Annotated in this window: 22 protein-coding genes; 14 read left to right on the top strand and 8 right to left on the bottom strand. The window is 72.2% G+C overall.

All coding sequences use genetic code 11. The features are described from left to right. The first annotated feature begins 140 nt into the window (after positions 1 to 140). Entirely contained in the window at positions 141 to 2,027 is a 1,887-nt protein-coding gene (locus ACFS27_RS21585; protein WP_377187280.1) for a peroxidase family protein, read from the top strand. Positions 2,028 to 2,040: 13 nt separating this feature from the next. Here ACFS27_RS21585 and ACFS27_RS21580 read toward each other — a convergent pair whose 3' ends face one another. After that, positions 2,041 to 2,841: a class I SAM-dependent methyltransferase gene (locus ACFS27_RS21580; RefSeq protein WP_377187277.1), complete on the bottom strand. Its 801-nt coding sequence runs from the start codon at positions 2,839 to 2,841 to the stop codon at positions 2,041 to 2,043. A 252-nt stretch (positions 2,842 to 3,093) separates the two neighbouring features. Between ACFS27_RS21580 and rpsO the strand changes: the two genes are divergently transcribed. From rpsO to ACFS27_RS21555, 5 genes are all read left to right on the top strand, one after another. Further along, positions 3,094 to 3,363: a 30S ribosomal protein S15 gene (rpsO, locus tag ACFS27_RS21575; RefSeq protein ID WP_020016810.1), complete on the top strand. Its 270-nt coding sequence runs from the start codon at positions 3,094 to 3,096 to the stop codon at positions 3,361 to 3,363. A 216-nt stretch (positions 3,364 to 3,579) separates the two neighbouring features. Then, positions 3,580 to 5,841: a polyribonucleotide nucleotidyltransferase gene (locus ACFS27_RS21570; protein ID WP_377187273.1), complete on the top strand. Its 2,262-nt coding sequence runs from the start codon at positions 3,580 to 3,582 to the stop codon at positions 5,839 to 5,841. Between the two features lies 1 nt (position 5,842). Continuing rightward, positions 5,843 to 7,171 (top strand): M16 family metallopeptidase, encoded by a 1,329-nt coding sequence (locus ACFS27_RS21565; protein ID WP_377187270.1) that lies wholly within the window; start codon positions 5,843 to 5,845, stop codon positions 7,169 to 7,171. A 58-nt stretch (positions 7,172 to 7,229) separates the two neighbouring features. Beyond that, complete coding sequence (gene dapB / locus ACFS27_RS21560; protein ID WP_377187267.1) at positions 7,230 to 8,003, top strand: 4-hydroxy-tetrahydrodipicolinate reductase; 774 nt, start codon at positions 7,230 to 7,232, stop codon at positions 8,001 to 8,003. Positions 8,004 to 8,107: 104 nt separating this feature from the next. Beyond that, on the top strand, positions 8,108 to 8,542 hold the full coding sequence (locus tag ACFS27_RS21555; RefSeq protein WP_377191118.1) for a hypothetical protein: 435 nt from the start codon (positions 8,108 to 8,110) through the stop codon (positions 8,540 to 8,542). On the opposite strand, the gene ACFS27_RS21550 is transcribed toward ACFS27_RS21555, so the two are convergent. Continuing rightward, positions 8,539 to 9,159: a TetR/AcrR family transcriptional regulator gene (locus tag ACFS27_RS21550; protein ID WP_377187264.1), complete on the bottom strand. Its 621-nt coding sequence runs from the start codon at positions 9,157 to 9,159 to the stop codon at positions 8,539 to 8,541. The genes ACFS27_RS21555 and ACFS27_RS21550 overlap by 4 nt on opposite strands. Before the next feature lie 111 nt (positions 9,160 to 9,270). Between ACFS27_RS21550 and ACFS27_RS21545 the strand changes: the two genes are divergently transcribed. Both ACFS27_RS21545 and ACFS27_RS21540 read left to right on the top strand, forming a co-directional pair. Continuing rightward, positions 9,271 to 10,074, top strand: a complete 804-nt coding sequence (locus ACFS27_RS21545; RefSeq protein WP_377187261.1) for an SDR family NAD(P)-dependent oxidoreductase — start codon at positions 9,271 to 9,273, stop codon at positions 10,072 to 10,074. Then, positions 10,074 to 10,487: a nitroreductase/quinone reductase family protein gene (locus ACFS27_RS21540; protein WP_377191116.1), complete on the top strand. Its 414-nt coding sequence runs from the start codon at positions 10,074 to 10,076 to the stop codon at positions 10,485 to 10,487. Before ACFS27_RS21545 ends, ACFS27_RS21540 begins: the two co-directional genes overlap by 1 nt. 72 nt (positions 10,488 to 10,559) lie before the next feature. On the opposite strand, the gene ACFS27_RS21535 is transcribed toward ACFS27_RS21540, so the two are convergent. Beyond that, positions 10,560 to 11,522, bottom strand: a complete 963-nt coding sequence (locus ACFS27_RS21535; protein WP_377187258.1) for a TIGR03557 family F420-dependent LLM class oxidoreductase — start codon at positions 11,520 to 11,522, stop codon at positions 10,560 to 10,562. Between the two features lie 129 nt (positions 11,523 to 11,651). On the opposite strand from ACFS27_RS21535, the gene ACFS27_RS21530 reads away from it, so the two are divergent. The 6 genes from ACFS27_RS21530 (at position 11,652) to ACFS27_RS21505 (ending at position 17,343) form a co-directional block, all read left to right on the top strand. Further along, positions 11,652 to 12,155, top strand: coding sequence for a hypothetical protein (locus ACFS27_RS21530; RefSeq protein WP_377187255.1), 504 nt, complete (start codon positions 11,652 to 11,654; stop codon positions 12,153 to 12,155). Continuing rightward, complete coding sequence (locus tag ACFS27_RS21525; RefSeq protein WP_377187252.1) at positions 12,152 to 13,381, top strand: Nramp family divalent metal transporter; 1,230 nt, start codon at positions 12,152 to 12,154, stop codon at positions 13,379 to 13,381. Before ACFS27_RS21530 ends, ACFS27_RS21525 begins: the two co-directional genes overlap by 4 nt. Beyond that, complete coding sequence (locus ACFS27_RS21520; protein ID WP_377187249.1) at positions 13,378 to 13,818, top strand: hypothetical protein; 441 nt, start codon at positions 13,378 to 13,380, stop codon at positions 13,816 to 13,818. The genes ACFS27_RS21525 and ACFS27_RS21520 overlap by 4 nt, the downstream gene beginning before the upstream one ends. Positions 13,819 to 13,828: 10 nt before the next feature. After that, positions 13,829 to 14,188, top strand: a complete 360-nt coding sequence (locus ACFS27_RS21515) for a PRC-barrel domain containing protein (protein WP_377187247.1) — start codon at positions 13,829 to 13,831, stop codon at positions 14,186 to 14,188. A 78-nt stretch (positions 14,189 to 14,266) separates the two neighbouring features. Further along, complete coding sequence (locus ACFS27_RS21510; protein ID WP_377187244.1) at positions 14,267 to 15,613, top strand: APC family permease; 1,347 nt, start codon at positions 14,267 to 14,269, stop codon at positions 15,611 to 15,613. 167 nt (positions 15,614 to 15,780) lie between these two features. Further along, positions 15,781 to 17,343, top strand: coding sequence for an MFS transporter (locus ACFS27_RS21505; protein ID WP_377187241.1), 1,563 nt, complete (start codon positions 15,781 to 15,783; stop codon positions 17,341 to 17,343). On the opposite strand, the gene ACFS27_RS21500 is transcribed toward ACFS27_RS21505, so the two are convergent. From ACFS27_RS21500 to ACFS27_RS21480, 5 genes are all read right to left on the bottom strand, one after another. Next, entirely contained in the window at positions 17,243 to 18,541 is a 1,299-nt protein-coding gene (locus ACFS27_RS21500) for an MFS transporter (protein WP_377187238.1), read from the bottom strand. The genes ACFS27_RS21505 and ACFS27_RS21500 overlap by 101 nt on opposite strands. Positions 18,542 to 18,582: 41 nt before the next feature. Continuing rightward, positions 18,583 to 19,047, bottom strand: coding sequence for a hypothetical protein (locus ACFS27_RS21495; protein WP_377187235.1), 465 nt, complete (start codon positions 19,045 to 19,047; stop codon positions 18,583 to 18,585). Between the two features lie 100 nt (positions 19,048 to 19,147). Beyond that, positions 19,148 to 19,651, bottom strand: coding sequence for a GNAT family N-acetyltransferase (locus tag ACFS27_RS21490; protein ID WP_377187232.1), 504 nt, complete (start codon positions 19,649 to 19,651; stop codon positions 19,148 to 19,150). 34 nt (positions 19,652 to 19,685) lie between these two features. Then, positions 19,686 to 20,006, bottom strand: coding sequence for an AzlD domain-containing protein (locus ACFS27_RS21485; protein ID WP_377187229.1), 321 nt, complete (start codon positions 20,004 to 20,006; stop codon positions 19,686 to 19,688). Further along, positions 20,003 to 20,725 (bottom strand): AzlC family ABC transporter permease, encoded by a 723-nt coding sequence (locus ACFS27_RS21480; protein WP_377187226.1) that lies wholly within the window; start codon positions 20,723 to 20,725, stop codon positions 20,003 to 20,005. Before ACFS27_RS21480 ends, ACFS27_RS21485 begins: the two co-directional genes overlap by 4 nt. Positions 20,726 to 20,751: the final 26 nt, after the last annotated feature.

Raw genomic sequence — 20,751 nt, 5'->3', positions numbered from 1 at the left:
GTCAGGACCACACGTCGCCGGAGCGGCCTGTGGTTCCGACACGTCGGCGTGGTGATTCGGGCCTGGCCGAATCGGGTACCGGCGCCGGATCCCCGGCTCTCTCAGTGGTGGAAGGCCTTCACCCCAGCGAAGGAGAGACCATGGTCCAGACCACGCAGGCGCCGCCGCAGGGCGACCCGAACCGGACGCCGCACGAGGAGGTCGACCTGGCGCAGACGCCGGCCGGCCGGACGGTGTGGCGCATCGGGCACGGCGGGGTGTTCGTGCCCTCGATCGGGGCCGACCCGGCAGCGCCGCAGCGCAGCACGGCGACGCTGCTGCCCCGCACGGAGGCGGCGGTCCGCCGCGACCTGCGCGAGCACCGGTTCGACGCCACGACGGCGTTCGACTACCTGCTCAGTGGTTCGGCCGGGCGCTTCCCGCACGCGCACCTGCCCGACGGCTATCGGGTCGACGAGACCAGGGATGCCCTCACCCGGCTCGGCGCCGCCCTGATCGAGCCGGCGGCCGCCCCCGCCGGACGGGACTCGACCATCCCGTCGGTCTACACCTACTGGGGCCAGTTCATCGACCACGACATCACGCTCAACACGAACGGCCCGGACGACGGGGCCGGGCCGGGCGGCGACCAGGCGCTCGGCGACATCGTCAGGCACCCGTTCCGCACGTTCGGCCCGCGCGCCGTCGTGCGCAGCCTGCACAACGGGCGCAGCCCGCTGCTCGACCTCGACAGCCTGTACGGCTCCGGGCCGCGGTTCGAGGGCGAGCCCGACCGCGGTACCACCCGGAGCGAGGCGGCGTACGTGCCGGGCTCGGCCAAGCTGCGGCTCGGCAGGATCTCCACCGACGCGATACCGGGTTTCGAGCTCGTGGCGCCCGGCGACGACCCGCAGCGCGACCTGCCGCGCAGCAGCGAACCGGGCAGCGAGCGGATGCCGCTGATCCCGGACGGTCGCAACGACGAGAACCTGGTCCTCGCGCAGTTCCACGTGGCGCTGATCCGGTTCCACAACGCGACCGTCGACTGGGTCGCGCGCCACGAGCCGTGGGCGGCGATCACCCAGCGCGACCTGTTCGACAGGGCGCAGCAGCTCGTCCGGTTCCACTACCAGTGGCTGGTGGTGCACGACTACCTGCGCACCCTCACCAAGCCCGGCGTGCTGGACGCGGTGCTGGCCACCGGGCCGACCCTGTTCCGGCCCACCCGGCGCGTGGCGATGCCGCTGGAGTTCGCCGTCGCGGCGTTCCGGTTCGGGCACTCGATGGTGCGGGGCGCATACGACTTCAACGTGAACTTCACGCGGAACGGCCCGGGCGGAGTCGCATCGCTCGACCAGCTCTTCCGGTTCACGGGCAGCGGTGGTCTGTCGCCGGACCCCGCGAACCCGCTGCCCGCGCTGCCGTCGAACTGGCCGGTGGACTGGACGCGGCTGACCGACAAGGGCGACCCGGCGGCGTTCCGCATGGCCCGCAAGATCGACCCGTTCCTGGCCGAGGGACTCGGTGACATGCTGAACGAGGGCACCGGCGCCTCCGGCCCGGTGAAGGCGCTGCTGAGGCAGCTGGCGCAACGCAACCTGCTGCGCGGGTACATGCTGGCGATCCCGACGGGGGAGGCGGCTGCCGCAGAGCTCGGGGTGCGCCCGCTCAGCCCGGAGCAGCTGCGGCAGAACGCGTCGCCCGAGCTGGTGGCAGCGCTCGACGACCTCGACGGCACGCCCCTGTGGTACTACCTGCTCAAGGAGGCCGAGGTCCAGGGCAACGGCAACTTCCTGGGCGAGGTGGGCAGCCGCATCCTCGTGGAGACGTTCGTCTACCTGCTGGAGCTGGACGACGAGTCGTACCTGCGCCGCCCCCGCCCCGGCTGGACGCCTGCGTACGGCGTCCGGTTCGAGGACCGGCGCCTCGTCACGACGCTCAACGACCTGCTGGCGTTCGCTGGTGTCCTCCCGGTCGGGCACGACGACGCGGGGGCCCCGGTCTTCCGCCGCGCCGGCGGGAGCTACGCGGGCCACGACGGGGCCTGAGCCGGTGCCCGGGTCAGTGTCGGTGCGCCGCCACCGCCACTGACCGGTAGGGCATCGTCACCGTGCCACCGGCCTCGTCGACCACCTCGCCGAGGCCGGTCAGCAGCTCGGCCAGCACTGGCTTCGGGAAGCGGCTGTGCCCGCCGGCCGTCGGCACGAGGTCCAGCCACTCGTCGCGCGTGTAGGTCCGCGCCCAGCCGAACAGCCAGTGCTCCGGCTCGTCGAGCTCGTCGGACTCCCGCATGCCGGACGCCGCCTTGAGGCACATCTCGTCGTAGGCGTCGGTCATGTTCGGTGCCCAGGGCCGGAACGGAAGGTCCGGGACCACGCGCCGGTAGACGGCGGCGAACGCCGCGGCGAGCTCCGCGGCCGGGCTCGCGGCGTTCCAGAAGGCCAGCAGCAGGCCACCCGGCCGGAGCGCCCTGGCCGCCGTGGCGGCGCCGACGACCGGGTCGACCCAGTGCCACGTCTGGCCGGCGACCACGGAGTCGAACCGCCGGTCGGCCGGTTCCCACTCCTCGAACCGGCCGACGTCGACGGCGAAACCGTGTCCCCGCGCAACGTCGGCCATCCGCGCGTCGGCCTCCACGCCGGTGACCGTGCACCCGGCGTCACGGAGCTGGCGGGCGACGATCCCGGTACGCGTCCCGACGTCCAGCACCGCGCCGCCGGGCGAGCGCTGGACGATCGCCCTGATCAGAGCGTCGGGATACGCCGGTCTGGAGCGGTCATAGCGTTCTACGTCGGCGCCGAACGACTCGGCGACGGCGCGGAGCTCGTGGGAGGTGCTGACGGAGGGGTTCTGCTCGGCCACCTCTTCACGCTAGACCGGGAGCGCCGAGGGGAAATCTTGGTTCGCCAGGAGCGGACAACCGGGCCCGGTCCCGCAGGTGGCATCTCGCAAGGTGGCATCCCGCAGGTGGCATCTCACAGGTAGCAGGGCGTCAGCGGTCGGGCAGGGCACCTCAGCACTGGTAATGTTGTACTGCCGTCTGAACGGCCGCGGATCGAGAGCGCCCCGGTGAACAAGTCCCGGAGCACCGCGCAACGACACTGAAGGAGAGCCATGCCGCTCGACACTGCCACGAAGCAGCAGATCATTTCCGAGTACGGAACCAAGCCGGGCGACTCGGGCTCGCCGGAGGTGCAGATCGCGCTCCTCACGCAGCGCATCAAGGACCTGACCGAGCACCTCAAGGAGCACAAGCACGACCACCACAGCCGTCGTGGTCTGCTGCTCCTCGTGGGCCAGCGCCGTCGTCTCCAGGGCTACCTCAAGGGGATCGACATCGAGCGCTACCGCGCCCTCGTCGACAAGCTCGGCCTGCGCCGCTGACATGACGCCCACCAGCCCGGCCCCCGCTGCGGGGGCCGGGCTGATCTGGTGAGATGCTGTAGTACGAACAACACGCCGCCCGTGACCTCGTCCGGTCCTCGGTAGTGGCTTCCCGAACCCCTCGCCCCTGGTGAGCGGTGGTTCGGTAGGCCTCGATCGATGACCGTCGGGCACGGGGGCGTTCCAAGAGAACACCCCAACAGAAGGAGGGCACCCGTGGAGGGTCCCGAGATCCAGTTCGCCGAGGCCGTTATCGACAACGGTCGCTTCGGCACCCGTACCGTCCGGTTCGAGACCGGACGCCTCGCCAAGCAGGCCGCCGGCGCAGTCGCCGCGTACCTCGACGGCGAGACCATGCTGCTGTCGACCACCGCGGCCGGCAAGCACCCCAAGGACCAGTTCGACTTCTTCCCGCTGACGGTGGACGTCGAGGAGCGGATGTACGCCGCAGGGCGCATCCCCGGCTCGTTCTTCCGTCGCGAGGGTCGCCCGTCGACCGACGCGATCCTCACCTGCCGCCTCACCGACCGCCCGCTGCGCCCCCTGTTCGTCAAGGGTCTGCGCAACGAGGTCCAGATCGTCATCACGGTCATGGCGCTGCACCCCGACGACGCGTACGACACGCTGGCGATCAACGCCGCGTCGGCGTCGACCCAGATCTCCGGCCTGCCGTTCGACGGCCCGGTCGGCGCGGTCCGCATCGCGCTGGTCGACGGCCAGTGGGTCGCGTTCCCCAAGTACTCCGACAAGGAGCGCGCGGTCTTCGACATGGTCGTGGCGGGCCGGAACGTGACGGCCGCCGACGGCTCGACCGACGTGGCCATCGCCATGATCGAGGCCGAGGCCACCGACAACGCGTGGACCCTCATCAAGAACGAGGGCGTCGCGGCTCCGAACGAGACGGTCGTCGCAGAGGGCATCGAGGCGGCCAAGCCGTTCATCAAGGCCCTGTGCGACGCGCAGGACCAGCTCGCCGCGCAGTCCGCCAAGGAGACGCAGGAGTTCCCGCTCTTCCCGGACTACCAGGACGACGCCTACGCGGCCGTCGAGGCAGCCGTCTCGGCGCCGACGCGCGACGCGCTGACCATCGCGGACAAGCAGGACCGCGAGAACACGCTCGACCAGATCAAGGCCGACGTGCACGCGCAGCTCGACGGACAGTTCGAGGGCCGCGAGAAGGAGCTGTCCGCAGCGTTCCGCTCGCTGCAGAAGCAGCTCGTCCGCCAGCGCGTGCTGACCGACGGTGTGCGCATCGACGGCCGTGGGCTCGCGGACATCCGCACCCTGTCGGCCGAGGTCGAGGTGCTGCCCCGCGTGCACGGCTCGGCGATCTTCGAGCGCGGCGAGACCCAGATCCTGGGTGTCACCACGCTGAACATGCTCCGGATGGAGCAGCAGATCGACTCGCTCGGTCCGGAGACGCGCAAGCGCTACATGCACAACTACAACTTCCCGCCGTACTCGACCGGTGAGACGGGCCGCGTGGGCAGCCCGAAGCGCCGCGAGATCGGCCACGGTGCGCTCGCCGAGCGTGCCCTGGTGCCGGTCCTGCCGAGCCGCGAGGAGTTCCCGTACGCGATCCGCCAGGTGTCCGAGGCTCTCGGCTCCAACGGTTCGACGTCCATGGGCTCCGTGTGCGCGAGCACGCTGTCGCTGCTCAACGCCGGTGTGCCGCTGCGCGCGGCGGTCGCAGGCATCGCGATGGGCCTCGTGTCCGACACCGTGGACGGCGAGACCCGCTACGCCGCGATGACCGACATCCTGGGGGCCGAGGACGCGTTCGGTGACATGGACTTCAAGGTCGCCGGTACCAAGGAGTTCGTCACGGCCATCCAGCTCGACACCAAGCTCGACGGCATCCCCGCCTCGGTGCTGAGTGCCGCGCTCGGTCAGGCCCGCGACGCTCGCCTGACGATCCTCGAGGTGCTCGACGAGGCGATCGACACGCCCGACGAGATGTCCCCGAACGCCCCGCGCGTCATCACGGTGAAGGTCCCCGTCGACAAGATCGGCGAGGTCATCGGCCCGAAGGGCAAGATGATCAACCAGATCCAGGAGGAGACGGGCGCGGACATCTCCATCGAGGACGACGGCACCGTCTACATCGGTGCCACGGACGGCCCCTCGGCCGAGGCCGCCCGCGCGGCGATCAACGCGATCGCCAACCCGCACGTCCCCGAGGTGGGCGAGCGGTTCGTCGGAACCGTCGTCAAGACGACGTCGTTCGGCGCCTTCATCTCGCTGTCCCCGGGCAAGGACGGTCTGCTGCACATCAGCCAGATCCGCAAGCTCGTGGGTGGCAAGCGCGTCGAGAACGTCGACGACGTGCTGTCCATCGGCCAGAAGGTCCAGGTCGAGATCGGCGAGATCGACCCGCGCGGCAAGCTCTCGCTGGTCGCCGTGACCGACGAGGACGAGGCGGCTCCGGCCGACTCCGTCGAGCCGGCCACCGAGGCCACCGCATCAGCGGACGTCTGACATGACGTGGCACCTGCCGCTCGTCCCCGCGGGCGAGCCCGGTGCCGAGCTGACCGCCGGGCAGGACGGAGCGACGATTCGTCGCTCCGTCCTGCCCGGCGGTGTCCGTGTACTCACCGAGCACATGCCGGGCCAGCGCTCGGCCACGGTGGGTGCGTGGATCGGCGTCGGTTCACGGGACGAGACCGACGGCCACTTCGGCTCGACGCACTTCCTGGAGCACCTGCTCTTCAAGGGCACCACCCGGCGGTCCGCGATGGACATCGCCGAGGCGTTCGACGCCGTCGGCGGTGAGGCGAACGCGGCCACCGGCAAGGAGCACACCTGCTACTACGCGCGGGTGCTGGACTCCGACCTGCCGATGGCGGTCGACGTCATCTCCGACATGGTGACCTCCGCGCGCCTGGACTCCGACGAGCTCGAGACCGAGCGTGGCGTCATCCTGGAAGAGCTCGCGATGAACGACGACGACCCCACCGACGTCGTGCACGAGCAGTTCTCCGCGGTCGTCCTCGGCGACCACGCGCTGGGGCGCCCCATCGGCGGCACGCCCGAGACGATCAACGCCGTCCCGAGGGACGCCGTCTGGGACCACTACCGCTGGAACTACCGGCCGGAGACCCTCGTGGTCACGGCTGCGGGCGGGATCGACCACGACAAGCTCGTGCAGCAGGTCACGCAGGTGCTGTCCGACGGCGGATGGGACCTCGACCCCGCCACCGCACCGTGCGACCGCCGGGTCTCCTCGGAGGACCGGACCGGTGTGCCGGAGGCGGGCGCCGAGCTGACCGTCACCCGCCAGGTCGAGCAGGCCAACATCATCGTGGGTTCCACCGGCATCGCGGCGACGGACGACCGGCGCTTCGCGCTGTCCGTGCTGAACGCGGTGCTGGGCGGCGGCATGTCGTCCCGGCTCTTCCAGGAGATCCGCGAGAAGCGGGGGCTGGCGTACTCGACGTACTCCTTCGCCTCCGCGCACGGCGGGCTCGGCACGTTCGGTCTGTACGCGGGCTGCGCGGCCGGCAAGGTGGACCAGGTCACCGACCTGCTCGTCGAGGAGCTCGAGAAGCTCGCGCACGACGGGATCACGGTGGCCGAGCTGAAGCGGTCGATCGGTCAGCTCTCCGGCGGTACGGTGCTCGGGCTGGAGGACTCCGGTGCGCGGATGAGCCGCCTGGGTAAGGCCGAGCTCGTGTACGGCGACCTGCTGTCGCTGGAGGAGTCGCTGGAGCGCATCCAGGCGGTCACGGCGGCCGACGTCCGGTCCCTGGCCGAAGACCTCGCGTCCCGTCCGAGGTCGATCATCCGCGTAGGCCCGTTCGACAACTGAACCTCCCGTTGGGTGCTGGATATATCCAGCACCCAACGAAGAACAAGGGTGGTAGATCGTGAGTGACATCAAGGTTGCCGTGCTCGGTGCGGCAGGGCGCATGGGGACGCAGGCCTGTGCGGCGGTCGAGGCCGCCGACGGCCTCGAGCTGGTCGCGAGGCTCGACCACGGAGACACCATCTCCCGGGACACGCTCGCCGGGGCCGACGTCGCCGTGGACTTCACCGTCCCGGGCGTCACCGAGGCCAACGTGCACGCGGTGCTCGACGCCGGGGCGCACGTCGTGGTGGGCACCACCGGCTGGGACGACGACTCGCGCGCCCGGGTCGCCGCGCACCTCGCCGAGCTGTCGCCACGGGGAACGGGCGGCCGAGGGGCGCTCGGTGTGCTCATCGCCCCGAACTTCGGGCTGTCGGCGGTGCTCGCGATGACGTTCGCCGCGAAGGCTGCGCGCTACTTCGAGTCGGCCGAGGTCATCGAGCTGCACCACCCGAACAAGGTGGACGCACCCTCCGGCACCGCGCGGCACACCGCCGCGGCGATCGCGACGGCCCGCGCAGAGGCCGGCCTCGGGCCGTCGCCCGACGCGACCGAGACGGGCTGGGAGGCGCGCGGGGCCGACGTCGACGGCGTGCGGGTGCATGCCGTGCGGCTGCGTGGGCTCGTGGCGCACGAGGAGATCCTCTTCGGCAACGAGGGGGAGCAGCTCATCATCCGGCAGGACTCGTTCGACCGTGCCTCGTTCATGCCCGGCGTGCTGCTCGCGATCCGGTCCGTGGTGTCCCGACCAGGGCTGACCGTCGGGCTCGAGCACGTGCTGGACCTGTCGTGAGCGAGCCGGAGACCGGACCTCAGGAAAAGGGCCAGGGCCAGAGCCAGGGCCCGCGCAAGCCGGCTGCGTCGGGCCGAAAGCTTCCCAAGGGGCTTCCGGGCACGCTGGCCGTGACGCTGCTGCTCGCGCTGTACGTGTGGCAGATCGCCGGTCGCGGCATCGCGATGGTGCGCAGCGGCGAGCCGGTGCTGGTGGCCATCGGCCTGGCAGTGCTCATCATCCCGCTGCTGGTCATCGGGCTGATCGTGCGTGAGTTCCGGCTGGCGGCGACGGTGCAGACCATGGCCGACACGCTGTTCGCCGAGGGCGACCTGCCCGTGGACGACCTGCCGCGCTCACCCGGCGGCCGCATCGACCGGTCGGCGGCGGACGAGGCGTTCGAACCGCGCCGGGCGGCGGTCGAGGCGGCGCCCGACGACTGGCGCGCCTGGTACCACCTGGCCTTCGCCTACGACGCCGCGGGCGACCGGCGCCGGGCGCGGGAGTCGCTGCGCAAGGCCGCCGGGTTCTACCGCGCCAAGCCCGCGCCGGCTGGCTAGGGCCCGTAGCGCGCGACCATCGTGGCGACCGCGTCGTCGACGGCGCGAGCCGTCTCGGCGTCGCTGGGGTTCCAGCCGACCACGATCAGGCGGGGCCAGAACGTGAAGTTCGAGATCATCCCCATGAACTGGGTGGTGGCGGCCACCGGGTCCTCGATGCGTGCTGCCCCGGAGTCGTGCTCAGCGGCGAGATACCGCCGCACCGAGTCGAAGAACGGCATCTTGCCGACGTCGAAGTGGGTCTCGGCGAGCCCCGGGAAGCGCGGCATCTCGGCGATGATGATGCGGTACAGGCCCACCATCTCGGGCCGGGACATCAGGGCGGCGTACCGGCGCCCGTACTCGGCCAGCCCGCCGGCGAGGTCGCCGGTCGCCGGCTCGGGCCGCTCGTCGACGTCCGGGTTCCAGTGCTCCTTGACCATCGACTCGAACAGCCGAGCCTTGGTGGGGAACTGCTTGAACAGCGTGGCCTTGGACACCTCAGCGGCCTCGGCCACCCGGGCCAGCGACGTGCCGGCGTAGCCGTTGTCCAGGAACAGGCTGGTGGCGGCGGCGATGATCGCCGCGCGCTTCTGCTCCGCGAGCTGCTGGTGGTACGTCCCGGTGCCGGTCGCCATGGGCCCATCATGCCTCAGGCTGTGAGGTGAGTCGCTTGACTCACCTCTACCGGCGGCCTACCCTGAGCGGGAGGTGAGTCAGGCGACTCGCAACTATCGAAGGGCCGACCCGTGCAGCGATTCGAGAACAAGACAGTCATCGTCACCGGCGCAGGGGGTGGCATGGGCGTCAGCCACGTGCGCGCCTACCACGCGGAGGGCGCCAACGTGGTGATCGCCGACCGCGACACCGAGCGGGGCGCGGCGCTCTCCGCTGAGCTGGGGGAGCGGGCCGTGCACGTGGCGCTGGACATCACCAGCGAGGCGCAGTGGGCGGCTGCCGTCGCGACCGCCGAGGAACGGTTCGGCCCCGTCTCCGTACTGGTGAACAACGCGGGGATGCAGCAGTCGGCGGCGCCGATCGAGCACATGGACGCCGAGGCGTTCCGGCGCATCCTGGAGGTCAACGTGACCGGGCAGTTCCTGGGCATCCGCGCGGTGACGCCGTCCATGCGGAGCGGCGGCGGGGGCGCCGTCGTCAACATCGGCTCGACCATGGGGTACGTCGGCACGGCGTACTACTCGGCCTACACGGCCAGCAAGTGGGCGGTGCGCGGCCTGACCCGGTCGGCCGCGCTGGAGCTCGGCCGCGACGGGATCCGGGTCAACACGGTGCACCCCGGCGTCGTCTCCACGCCGCTGATCAGCTCCCCGGTCGCCGAGGGCGAGCGTCCCATCGCGGACTTCTACTCGCCCGAGCCGTTCGCAGTGCCGCGGCTGGGGGAGCCGGCCGAGCTCTCGCGGCTCGTGCTCTTCCTGACCTCGGCGGACGCCGCGTTCGCCACGGGCTCGGAGTTCGTGCTCGACGGCGGCCTGCTGCTCGGGCCGGCCCTGCGCTACGAGACCGAGACCGCGAACGAGACCGAGGCCGCGTGATGGACGACGCCGTGCGACGGGCCGTCGAGATCACCCCGGCCGCCTCGACCCGGCAGCGGGTCATCGACATCACCACGACGGGCCGGCGTACCAGCCTGCCCCGCCGGATCGAGATCTTCTTCTACCACGTGGCCGGACGCACCTACCTGTGCAGCGGGACGGTCGACAGGCCCAGCTGGTACGTCAACCTGGTGGCCGAGCCGGCCCTCACCGTCCACCTCAAGCACGGCGTGCGGGCGGACCTGCGTGCCACGGCACGGCCGGTCACCGATGAGCCGGAGCGGCGCGCGGTGCTGTCCGAGATCGTTGCCGACCTGAACCAGCCCGCCAACCCGGGCCACCTGGCCCAGCCGGCCGACCTGGAGGACTGGGTGCGCCGCACCCGGCTGGTCCAGGTGACGTTCCTGGACTGACCGGCGCCCCACGGCCGGGGCGCACGCGTTCGCGGGCGGTCGGCAGCAACCCCGCGATCGGCAGCCGGTACCTCAGAGCGCCCGCAGGCGTTCCAGCAGCGGCCCGGCGGCCTCCGCGAGGAACCGGTCCTGGTTGTGGTCCCCCACCTGCACGATCGCCAGGTCGGTGAAGCCCGCGTCCAGGAACGGCCGGGCGCTCTCGGCCAGCTTGTCCAGGTCCGGTCCGCAGGCGATCGACGACGCCACGTCCTCCGGCCGCACGAACTGGGTGGCCCCCGTGAACCCGGCCGGGGTCGGGAGGTCGGCGTTCACGGACCACCCACCCCCGAACCAGCGGAACTCGGCGTGGGCGCGTTCGATCGCCTTCTGCTCGTCCGGGTCCCAGCACACCGGCAGCTGACCGAACGCGCGCGAGCCGCCCGGGTGCTTGTCGTTCCAGCCCTTGACCACCTCTGCGTCGGGCGTCGCCTGGACCAGGTGGTCCCCGAGCGGGGCGAACCGCTTGACCCCGTGCGCACCGGAGACGGCGATGCCGAGCTGGACCCCGGCGTCCGGCAGGTCCCAGAGCCGCGCCGAGTCGACGCGGAAGTGCTCACCCTCCCACGTGACGAGCTCGCCCGTGAGGAGCTCCCGGATGATGTGGATCGCCTCCTCGAGGAGGTCGTGCCGCACGGCGATGCTGGGCCAGCCGTCGCCGATCACGTGCTCGTTGAGGTTCTCACCGGCACCGAGCCCGAGGACGAAGCGGCCACCCGCCAGGAGCTGGAGGGTCGCGGCCTGCTGGGCCACCACCGCCGGGTGGTACCGCATCGTCGGACAGGTCACGAAGGTCATCAGCTCGACCCGGTCCGTCGCCTGGGCCACCGCACCCAGGAGCACCCACGCGTTGGGCGCGTGCCCCTGCTCGGTCAGCCAGGGGGAGTAGTGGTCGCTCGACAGCTCGAAGTCGAAGCCGGCCTCCTCGGCGGCCACGGCGTACCGCAGCAGCTCTCGCGGCCCGCTCTGCTCGGTCATGAGGGTGTACCCGATGCGCATGGGGGCTCCTTCCCGCGTCTCCTCACGACGATAGGCAGGGTGGTTGCCGCTCGCCCGTCGGCTGACGCGATCCCGACAGGCGAGGCACCCGGCGTGCGAGAGCCGTCGATCCGCGCCAGTATTTCGAGCGTGACCAACCGCCCTGATCGCCAGCTGGTTGGCCGGTGGGGCGTGGCGGTGCTGATCGGCGTGCTGGTCGGCGCGCTGGCCGGGTGCGGACCGGCAGCCACCCGGTCCGACGACGCGAACGCGCTGGGCAGCGTCTCCGACCACCTCGACGACTCGAGCTCCGCCGTGGCTACGGCAGAGCTCGCCGTGCGGGCCAGGGCGGCCGGACGGCTCCCCGCCGTGACCGCGGACGTGGCCGTAGGGGACGCCGCGGAGACCGCGACCGGGGCGGTGCACGGGATCGGGACGCTGGTGCTGTCGACCGCCGACGCCGAGCGTGTCCGGGACGATGCGCTCGCGGCGGCCTCCGGCGCCGTCGGACCGGTCGCCGCGGCCCGTACGTGGCTGGGCGGGCCGTCGTCGTCGGCCGACGACGTGCTGCGCGCGCTCGACGACGCGGCCGGAGCGCTCGACGAGGCGAGCGGCGCGGTGCGGCACGTCGAGTGGGCGCGGACGGCGCCATGAAGAGCCGCCTGCTGACGATAGCCCTCGGTGTGCTCACCGCCATCGGCGGATTCCTCGACGCGGGCGACCTGGTCACCAACGCGGTCGTCGGCTCGCGGTTCGGGCTGTCGCTGGCGTGGGTCGTCATGGTGGGTGTCGTGGGCATCTGCGTCTTCGCGCACATGTCCGGCAAGGTCGCCGCGGTGTCCGGGCGGGCGACGTTCGAGATCATCCGGGAGCGGCTCGGGCCGACGACCGCTGGCCTGAACCTGGTGGCCAGCCTCGCTGTCACGGTGCTGACGCTCGTCGCGGAGGTGGGGGGCATCGCTCTCGCGCTGCAGCTCGCCAGCAGCGTCGACCACCGGCTCTGGGTCCCGGTAGCCGCACTGGCGGTGTGGCTCGTCCTCTGGCGCGTGAAGTTCAACGTCATGGAGAACGTCACGGGCCTGATGGGTCTTGCGCTGGTCGGGTTCGCGGTGGCGGTGTTCCTGCTGGGCCCCGACTGGGGAGAGCTCGGCACGCAGCTCGTCCCGAACGTTCCCGCGCAGGAGAGCCCGGCCGTGTACTGGTACTTCGCCGTCGCGCTGTTCGGTGCGGCCATGACGCCGTACGAGGTCTTCTTCTTCTCGTCCGGTGGCGTCGAGGACTCGTGGACGGTGAAGGACCTCGCGACCTCCCGCCTCAACGTGCTGGTGGGGTTCCCGCTCGGCGGGCTCCTGTCGATCGCCATCGCGGCCTGCGCTGCCATCGTCCTGCTCCCCGCGGGCATCCAGGTCGACTCGATGTCCCAGCTCACCCTGCCGGCCGCCGAGGCGGGCGGCACGCTGCTCGTCGCGGTGGTGATCGTCGGCATGGTGGCGGCGACGTTCGGCGCGGCGCTGGAGACCGCGTTGTCGACGGGGTACACGATCTCGCAGTACCTCGGCTGGTCGTGGGGCAAGTTCCGGCGTCCGGCGCGGGCTCCCCGGTTCCACCTCGCGATGATCCTTGCGCTCGTGGTCGCCGTCGGCGTCCTGATGACCAACGTGGACCCGATCGCCGTCACCGAGTACTCGGTGGTCTTCTCCGCCGTCGCGCTGCCACTGACCTACCTGCCGATCCTCGTCGTCGCCAACGACCCCGAGTACATGGGCGAGCACGTCAACGGGCGGGCGATGAACCTGCTGGGCACGGTGTACCTCGTCATCCTCGTGGTGGCAGCGGTCTCGGCGATCCCCCTGATGATCGTGACGGAGGCGGGCGGATGAGGCGCGCCCGGACCGGCCCGCGCGACGTGGCCCGCCTTCCCGAGCCGCCGCAGGCCGGGCGGGTCCTGGACGTGCGGCTGCACCTGCTGGACCGCCAGGTGCTCGACGTCGACGACACGCCGGTGTGCACGCTCGACGACCTCGAGCTGGACGCCGTAGCGGGCACGGAGGAGGACGGGCCCGTCGACGGCAGCGTCCCCTTGGTCATCACCGCGCTGCTCACCGGCCCCGTCCTCGGAACCAGGGTGTTCGGTGGCCGCCCGCCCGCGTCCCGGTGGCACCGGCTGTCGTGGTCGCACGTGACGGACATCGGCTCGGCCGTCCACCTGGGCGTGAGCGGCTCGCGCTTCGACGCGACCTGGCTCGATCGCTGGGTGCGCAACCACATCGTCGGCCGTATCCCCGGCGGCGATCACGACCCGGAGGGCTCGGCATGAGGAGACCACTGTGATCGCCTCGGACCTGCTCGACATCCCCGTGCACGACGACGCCGGGGCGCACCTCGGCTGGGTGGTGGACCTGCGGTTCGTGCTCGACGGGACCCCCGACACCCACCTCGCCCGCGCGCGGCTGCACGGGCTGGTGGTCTCCCCGCGCACCCGGACGTCGTTCATGGGCTTCGAGCGCTCGAGCGTGCGGCACCCGTGGCCGGTCGCTCCGCTCCTCCGCTGGCTGCACCGCGGAACGTTCCTCGTGCACTGGCCGGACGTCGCGCAGGTTCCTGGGCCGCGGGACGGCGTCACGCCGGAGCGGGACACCGCCGTCGTGCTGCGTGCCGGATACGCCTGCTACGACCCGGCGCTGTGACCGGTCCAGGCCGGTAGCCCTCGCCGGCGCCGGACGACGTCCGCTGCGAGTCGGCGCACGAGGTGCCAGCCTCGAACCATGACAGCGAGCCCTGCCGACGCGGAGACCCGGCTCTCCCGCTCCGTGAGCGGGCGGCTGCTGTACCTGTTCATCCTCGGCGACGTGCTGGGGGCTGGGGTCTACGCCCTCGTGGGGGTGATGGCAGGAGAGGTCGGTGGCCCGGTCTGGCTGCCGCTCCTCGTGGCGCTGGGCCTCGCCCTGCTCACTGCCGGCTCCTACGCCGAGCTCGTCACCAAGTACCCGCGGGCGGGTGGCGCCGCTGTCTTCGCCGAGCGGGCGTTCCGGCGTCCCCTGGTCTCGTTCCTCGTCGGGTTCTCCATGCTCGCCGCAGGTGTGACCAGCGCGGCAGGCCTCTCCCTCGCGTTCGCCGGCGACTACTTCGCCGCGTTCGTCGACGCACCGGAGCGACTCGTCGCGGTCCTGTTCCTCGTCGCGGTCGCCCTGCTCAACGCCCGGGGCATCCGTGAGTCGCTCGGCGCGAACGTCGCCATGACGATCATCGAGGTGAGCGGCCTGGTCGTCATCGTGGTGCTCGCCGCCGTCGTGCTGGGCCGCGGTGGCGGCGACCTCGGCCGCGTGACCCGGTTCGCCGACGACACCACGCCGGCGCTCGCGGTCCTGTCCGCGGCGATCCTCGCCTACTACTCGTTCGTCGGCTTCGAGACGTCGGCGAACCTGGCCGAGGAGGTCCGAGACGTGCGGCGTGTCTACCCCCGTGCCCTGTTCGCCGCCCTGCTGACCGCCGGTGTCGTCTACACAGCCGTCGGCGTCGCCGCCGTCGCGGTGGTGGACCCGGAGACGCTGGCCGGTTCCAGCGGCCCGCTGCTCGAGGTGGTCGGTGCGGCGGGGGGCGTGCCGGAGCGGCTGTTCTCCCTCGTCGCCCTGGTGGCGGTGGCGAACGGAGCGCTCCTGACCATGATCATGTCCAGCCGCCTCGCCTACGGCATGGCCGAGCAGCGGCTCCTGCCCACGGTGCTCGGACGCGTCCTGCCCCGTCGCCGCACCCCCTGGGTGGCGATCCTGGCCACCACGCTCGTCGCTGTCGTGCTCATCTTCACCGGCGACCTCGCGGCGCTCGCCGAGACGGTCGTGCTGTTGCTCCTGCTGGTGTTCATCAGCACCAACGTGGCCGTGCTGGTGCTGCGGCGGGACCAGGTGGAGCACGCGCACTTCCGGGTCGCGACCGCGGTGCCGTGGCTCGGGGTCGCCAGCTGCGTGCTGCTGCTGAGCCAGCAGTCAGGACAGACATGGCTGCGGGCCGGCGTGCTCCTGCTGGTCGGCCTGCTGCTCTACCTCGCGATGGGACTCACACGCCGCTCTCGTACGGGACGTGCGGAATCGAGCACGCCGGCGTCGGCCGGCTGACGTCGGCGGCGCCCGCGGGCCCGGAGCCCTCGGCCCCTGGGCCCGGAGAGAGCCGTCACCTGCGACCTTGGTCACGATCGGCCCCTGAGGGTAGAGCGCACCCGGAGCCGGTTGTTTGAATTGTCGCCGCTGCGATCGGCGGTACTCGCCTGCAGCGTCCCCCTGACGTGAAAGTTCTTGTGCTCCTCCCTGCCTTTTTCAGCGCGCGACTCCGCGCGCTGCGTGTGAAGTCCGTACCTACCGACCCCGCCGCTCGCCGTTCCCCGTGGCGCGCGCTGCGCCATCCGGCGATGCGGTTCTGGACCGGTGCCAACCTCGTCTCGAGCGCCGGCACGTGGATGCAGATGACCGTGCAGAACCTTCTGGTCCTGCAGATCACCGGCTCGCCGGCCGCCACGGGTCTCTCCCTGGCCGTCCAGGCGGCGCCCGGCCTGCTCTTCGGCGTCGCCGGTGGCGCGGTCGTGGACCGGTGGCCCCGCAAGGCGGTGGTCGCCGTGAGCCAGGCCGCGCTCGGCCTGGTCGCCCTGACGACGGCGCTGCTCGTCGGCCTCGACGTGCTCAACCTGCCGCTCCTCCTCGCCCTCTCGGCGGTCACCGGTCTGGTGGCCGCTGTGGACGGCCCCGCGACCTCGCTCCTCGGCAACGACCTGGTCGCGGCCGACGACGTGCCGTCCGCCATCGGGCTGGGCTCCGTGACGAACAGCGTGGGCAGGCTGGCCGGTGTGGGTGTGGCCGGCGGCCTGCTCGCGTTCACCGGACCGGCCGCCGCGTACCTCATCAACGGCGTCTCGTTCCTTGCGGTCGCCGCGCTGGTGCCGTTCCTGCGGCTGTACTCGCGGAACCTCGAGGACGCGCTGCCCGTCGCGCGTGCGGAGCCGGCCGATCCTGCGCTGTCCGCGGTGCCGGCCGATGCTGCGGCGCCGGCCGAGTCCGCGGCGCACGAAGAGCCGGCCCCGGCACCCCAACCGCCGTCGGGCTCGCTCGACGGGATCAGGTACTTCCTGAGCCGCCCGCGCCTGGTCGCCCTGCTGGCGGTCACGGCAGTGAGCGCGGTGTTCGGGCGCAACTACTCGCTCACGCTCGCCGTGCTCGTCACCGGCGCGCTCGCCGGCACCACCCAGGACTTCGCGACCGTCGCAGCGGTGCTGGCTGTCGGCGGCATCGTGGGGGCATTCTTCGCGGGCCGCCTGCGCAGGCCGACGGTGCGGATCGTGGCGGTCCTCGCGGCGGGCGGTGCGCTGCTCCAGGTGCTCGCCGGGCTGTCGCCCGCCTTCGCCCTGCTGCTGGTGGTCGTCGCACCCATGGCGGTGCTGGAGTCGCTCTCGGACACCGCTGGGGCGACCGTGCTGCAGACCGACCCGCCCGCCGCGATGCGTGGCCGGGTGCTGGGCGTCTGGCGCAGCGCGAGCACCGCATGGGGCCTGGCCGGTCCGCCGCTCCTCGGCCTGCTGATGGAGCTGATCGGCGTGCGGGGCGCTCTCGTCACGGGTGGGCTCGTTGTCCTGGCCGTCATCGTGGCGGGTGCGGTCCGCGAGCGGGTCCACACGGCCCGCCCGCCCCGCGAGCGCGGTCACGACCAGGCAGCCCGTCGGTGCGTCGCCGCCACCGCTGGGAGCGGCCGGCTCCGGGTCAGGCGGGGTCGGGCGTCAGGACGGCCTCAGCGGCCGGGTGCGTCGGCACCCAGCGCACCAGCACCAGCACGAGCCCGACGACGAGCAGCACTGACGTGAGCACGAACGGGTAGGTGCGGTCGATCCCGGACAACCAGCCGGAGATCCAGCCGAACGGTGCCGCCGCGAGCATGATGCACGTGCGCTGGAGCGCCATCACGCGCGACCGCTCGGCCTGGTCCACGTGCAGTGCGACGAGCGACTCCGAGAGCATGAACAGCATGCCGGCACCGAAGCTGTCCAGCAGCAGGCACAGGCCGAGGAACGCGTACGTCGATCCCGTCGCGCCGCCGTCGGACGCGGGGATCGCGACGAGCACGATCTGCCCGGCGAGGTGGACCCCGAACCCCCACAACGTGGCGCGCCTGAGGTCGACGGCGGTGGTCAGGAGCGGGATGAGCGTGAAGAAGAAGACCGCCGACAGCACCGAACGGGCCATCGGGAAGAAGGGCAGCAGCGCGTCCGGCACGTGCAGGTGCTGGCTGACCACCACCTGCCAGAACGTGCCGTTGACGAGGGTGACCGCTGCGGTCAGCGCTGCCACGGCAAGTGCGAGCAGCGAACCGCGGGAGCGCAGCAGCAGCCCGAGCACGCCGCGGTACCCGGCCAGCTGGCGCCACACGCTCTGCCGGCGGGTGGCGGCCATGCGGACGCGGCCCTGGCGGGTCTCCCTCGACCACAGGTAGAGCCAGACGATCTTGGCGGTCATCACGACCGCCGCGTTGACGTAGAGGATGCGGACCGCCGGCTCGAGCCCGAGCTGGGCGACCAGGACGGCGGCCAGCGGCGCGAACAGGGCCGAGCAGTCGGCCGCGACCTTGACCAGCGAGTAGATCCGCGTGATCTGGCTCCGCTCGGCGTCCTCGACCATGAGGCAGTCCCACGAGTTCTGCGTGACCTGCATGGCGCCGTTCACGAGCGACGCGGCGAGGAAGAACCAGAAGTTCTCCGCGAACGCCCACAGCAGGCACGGGATCACCCAGGCGATCACGTCGAACCACGCGGTCGTGGCGCGCCGGCCGAACCGGTCGGTGATGATCCCGCCGGCCAGCCCGAAGACGACCTGGGAGAGCATCGCGACGGTCGCGAGGAAGCCGATCTGCGCGTCGTGCAGGCCGAGCGCCAGCATGAACACCGACGCGTACGGCAGCACCAGGGCCATGGAGAGCCCCCACAGAGGCTCGGTCCACACGCAGGCCCGAGGATTGCCGCGGAGCTCGACGAGGGTCCGCCAGAGCGGGTTGCGGGTGCGGTTCACCGGGCAAGTGAAGCACCTCGGTGACTCCGGTCGAGAACACGTCAGTCGGTGAGACTCGTCCAGCAGTACAGTCCGTGGCCGAGGTCGGCCGCGCGTGCGGCGAGGGCCGCGAGCGGCAGCAGCGCGGCGAGGCGCTGCCGGGGGACGTGCGGCGTCGCCCGGGTGGACCACACGCGGGCCGCTTCGGCCAGGCGGGCGGGACCGGCGGACGCGAGGTCGTCGGCGAGGGCCTGCGAGACCGTCACGATCCACGGGCCCTCGTCGCCTCCGCTGCCGACGAGCGCCCCGTGCCGTGGGTGCGCCGTGACCTCACCGTACGGTCGCCCGGACAGCACGCCCGCCAGCCCGCCGAGCGTGACGAACGGGTCCATCGACGGCACCGCCACCGCGTCGAAGGGCGGCAGGCCGGTGCTCTGGTCGGGTTCGGCCGGCCCGCCGGACGTGTGGAGCGCCGTCGCCGCCACCTCATCGGTAGGTGCGGCGAAGTACTCCGTGCGGATTCCCATGCTGCTGATGGTCGCAAGGCCGTGTCACGGGACTGTCACGCGGGCGTGAAACCTGGGGTTCGCTCTGCGCACGCAGGGCCGGGGTGACGGCGGGCCGGCGTCAGATCTCGGCGGACCAGCGGTGCTCGACGACCTCGCGGACGCCCGTCGCGAGCGTGCGGCTACGGCCGTCCTCGCCCAGCCCGCTGGACTCCAGGAAGGCGGCGCGTGCCTTGTCGTCCACGAGCGACCAGGTGGTCACGGTCTCGGAACCGTCCGAGCGGAGGCGGTCGACGGCGGCCGCCAGCAGGCGGGATCCGTGGCCGGCGCGCTGCGACTCGGGCAGCACCTCGAGCGACAGCACCTGGCCGGGGGAGACGGCGGCGAACCCGACGACGTCCGGCCCGTCGAGCGCCACGAAGACCGCGAAGCCCGGACCGGGCGGCGAGCTGATCGCCGACGACCACCGCGCACGCATGGCCGGGACGTCGAGTGCGGCGATCACCCCCTCGCCCAGGACTCCGGTGGCGCGCCAGGCGGCCACCTGCACCTCGGTCACGGCGTTCTCGTCACCGGCGACGGCGGGACGGACGGACACGTCGGCAGTCTCACGAAACAGGGCCACCCGGTCACCATAGCTCCCGTGGGGCCGGCCGGCGTCAGCCCCAGCCGAGCGCGCGCAGGCCGGCCGCCGTGCCTGCGGCGAGCACCACCACGAGGATGAACGGCGCACGCAGGGCGAGCGCCAGCGCGGCGACCGCGAGCGCGGGGACGCGGGCGTCCACGGTGAGCGTGCGGCCGTCCGCGAAGCCCTGGACGACTACGAGGGAGACGAGGAGCGCCACGGTCACGAGAGTGGTGATCCGTGCGACGCGTTCGGACGCGAGCCAGGTGCGGGGGATCAGGTGCCCGCCGAGCTTGAGGGCGTAGCAGGCCAGCGACGCGACGAGCACGGTGATCCAGATCGCTGTGGTGGTCACGGGACGGACTCCTTCTCGGGCTCGACAACGGTGTCCGGGTTCGCGGTCGGCGTGACCAGCCCGACGACGACTGCCACAGCGGCCGCCGCGAGCACCGGGATGCCGGGCGGCACGAAGGGGATCAGGGCGGCCGTGGCGACGACGGCGAGCCCTGCGACGAGCTGGGCGCGGCGCGGGGCGAGCCGCGGCCACACGAGCGCGAGGAACGCGGCGGCCGCTGCGGCGTCGAGCCCCCAGGCCCGCGGGTCGCCGAGTGCGTCGCCGGCGAGCGCGCCCAGGAGCACGAACGCGTTCCAGAGCACGAAGACGCCGATGCCCGTGACCCAGAACCCGATCCGGGACGCGGCGGGCTCGGGCTGGGCGGCGGCGACCGCCGTCGACTCGTCGATGGTGAGGTGGGCGGCGGCGAGGCGGCGCCAGCCGCGCACCTGGAGCAGCGGCGAGACCACCGCGCCGTACAGGGTGTTGCGCAGGCCGAGCAGGGCGGCGGTGGCGACGGCGGCGACGGGGGTGCCCGCCGCGCCGATCACGCCGACGAGCGCGAACTGCGACCCGCCGGAGAACATGAGCAGGCTCAGGGCCATGGTCGGGCCGAGGCCGACACCTGCGGCCACCGACAGCGCGCCGAACGAGATGCCGTACAGGCCGGTCGCCACCGAGACGCTCACACCCTGGCGGACGGCGGCGCGCGCCGCCGGGTTGCGGGGGAGGACGTTCACGTCGTGAGGCTACGTCGTCGGGGGGC

Origin of the sequence: Promicromonospora vindobonensis, assembly GCF_042685865.1 — a bacterium.
Lineage (GTDB): Bacteria > Actinomycetota > Actinomycetes > Actinomycetales > Cellulomonadaceae > Promicromonospora > Promicromonospora vindobonensis.
The sequence above is the reverse complement of the archived record's forward strand: the minus strand, read 5'-3'. Positions and strand labels throughout refer to the sequence as shown.

Coding starts and splice junctions, on each gene's coding strand:
- ACFS27_RS21585 (WP_377187280.1), top strand. CDS start 141: ATGGTCCAGACCACGCAGGCGCCGCCGCAGGGCGACCCGAACCGGACG.
- rpsO (WP_020016810.1), top strand. CDS start 3,094: ATGCCGCTCGACACTGCCACGAAGCAGCAGATCATTTCCGAGTACGGA.
- ACFS27_RS21565 (WP_377187270.1), top strand. CDS start 5,843: ATGACGTGGCACCTGCCGCTCGTCCCCGCGGGCGAGCCCGGTGCCGAG.
- ACFS27_RS21550 (WP_377187264.1), bottom strand. CDS start 9,159: ATGGCGACCGGCACCGGGACGTACCACCAGCAGCTCGCGGAGCAGAAG.
- ACFS27_RS21540 (WP_377191116.1), top strand. CDS start 10,074: ATGGACGACGCCGTGCGACGGGCCGTCGAGATCACCCCGGCCGCCTCG.
- ACFS27_RS21535 (WP_377187258.1), bottom strand. CDS start 11,522: ATGCGCATCGGGTACACCCTCATGACCGAGCAGAGCGGGCCGCGAGAG.
- ACFS27_RS21525 (WP_377187252.1), top strand. CDS start 12,152: ATGAAGAGCCGCCTGCTGACGATAGCCCTCGGTGTGCTCACCGCCATC.
- ACFS27_RS21520 (WP_377187249.1), top strand. CDS start 13,378: ATGAGGCGCGCCCGGACCGGCCCGCGCGACGTGGCCCGCCTTCCCGAG.
- ACFS27_RS21510 (WP_377187244.1), top strand. CDS start 14,267: ATGACAGCGAGCCCTGCCGACGCGGAGACCCGGCTCTCCCGCTCCGTG.
- ACFS27_RS21495 (WP_377187235.1), bottom strand. CDS start 19,047: ATGGGAATCCGCACGGAGTACTTCGCCGCACCTACCGATGAGGTGGCG.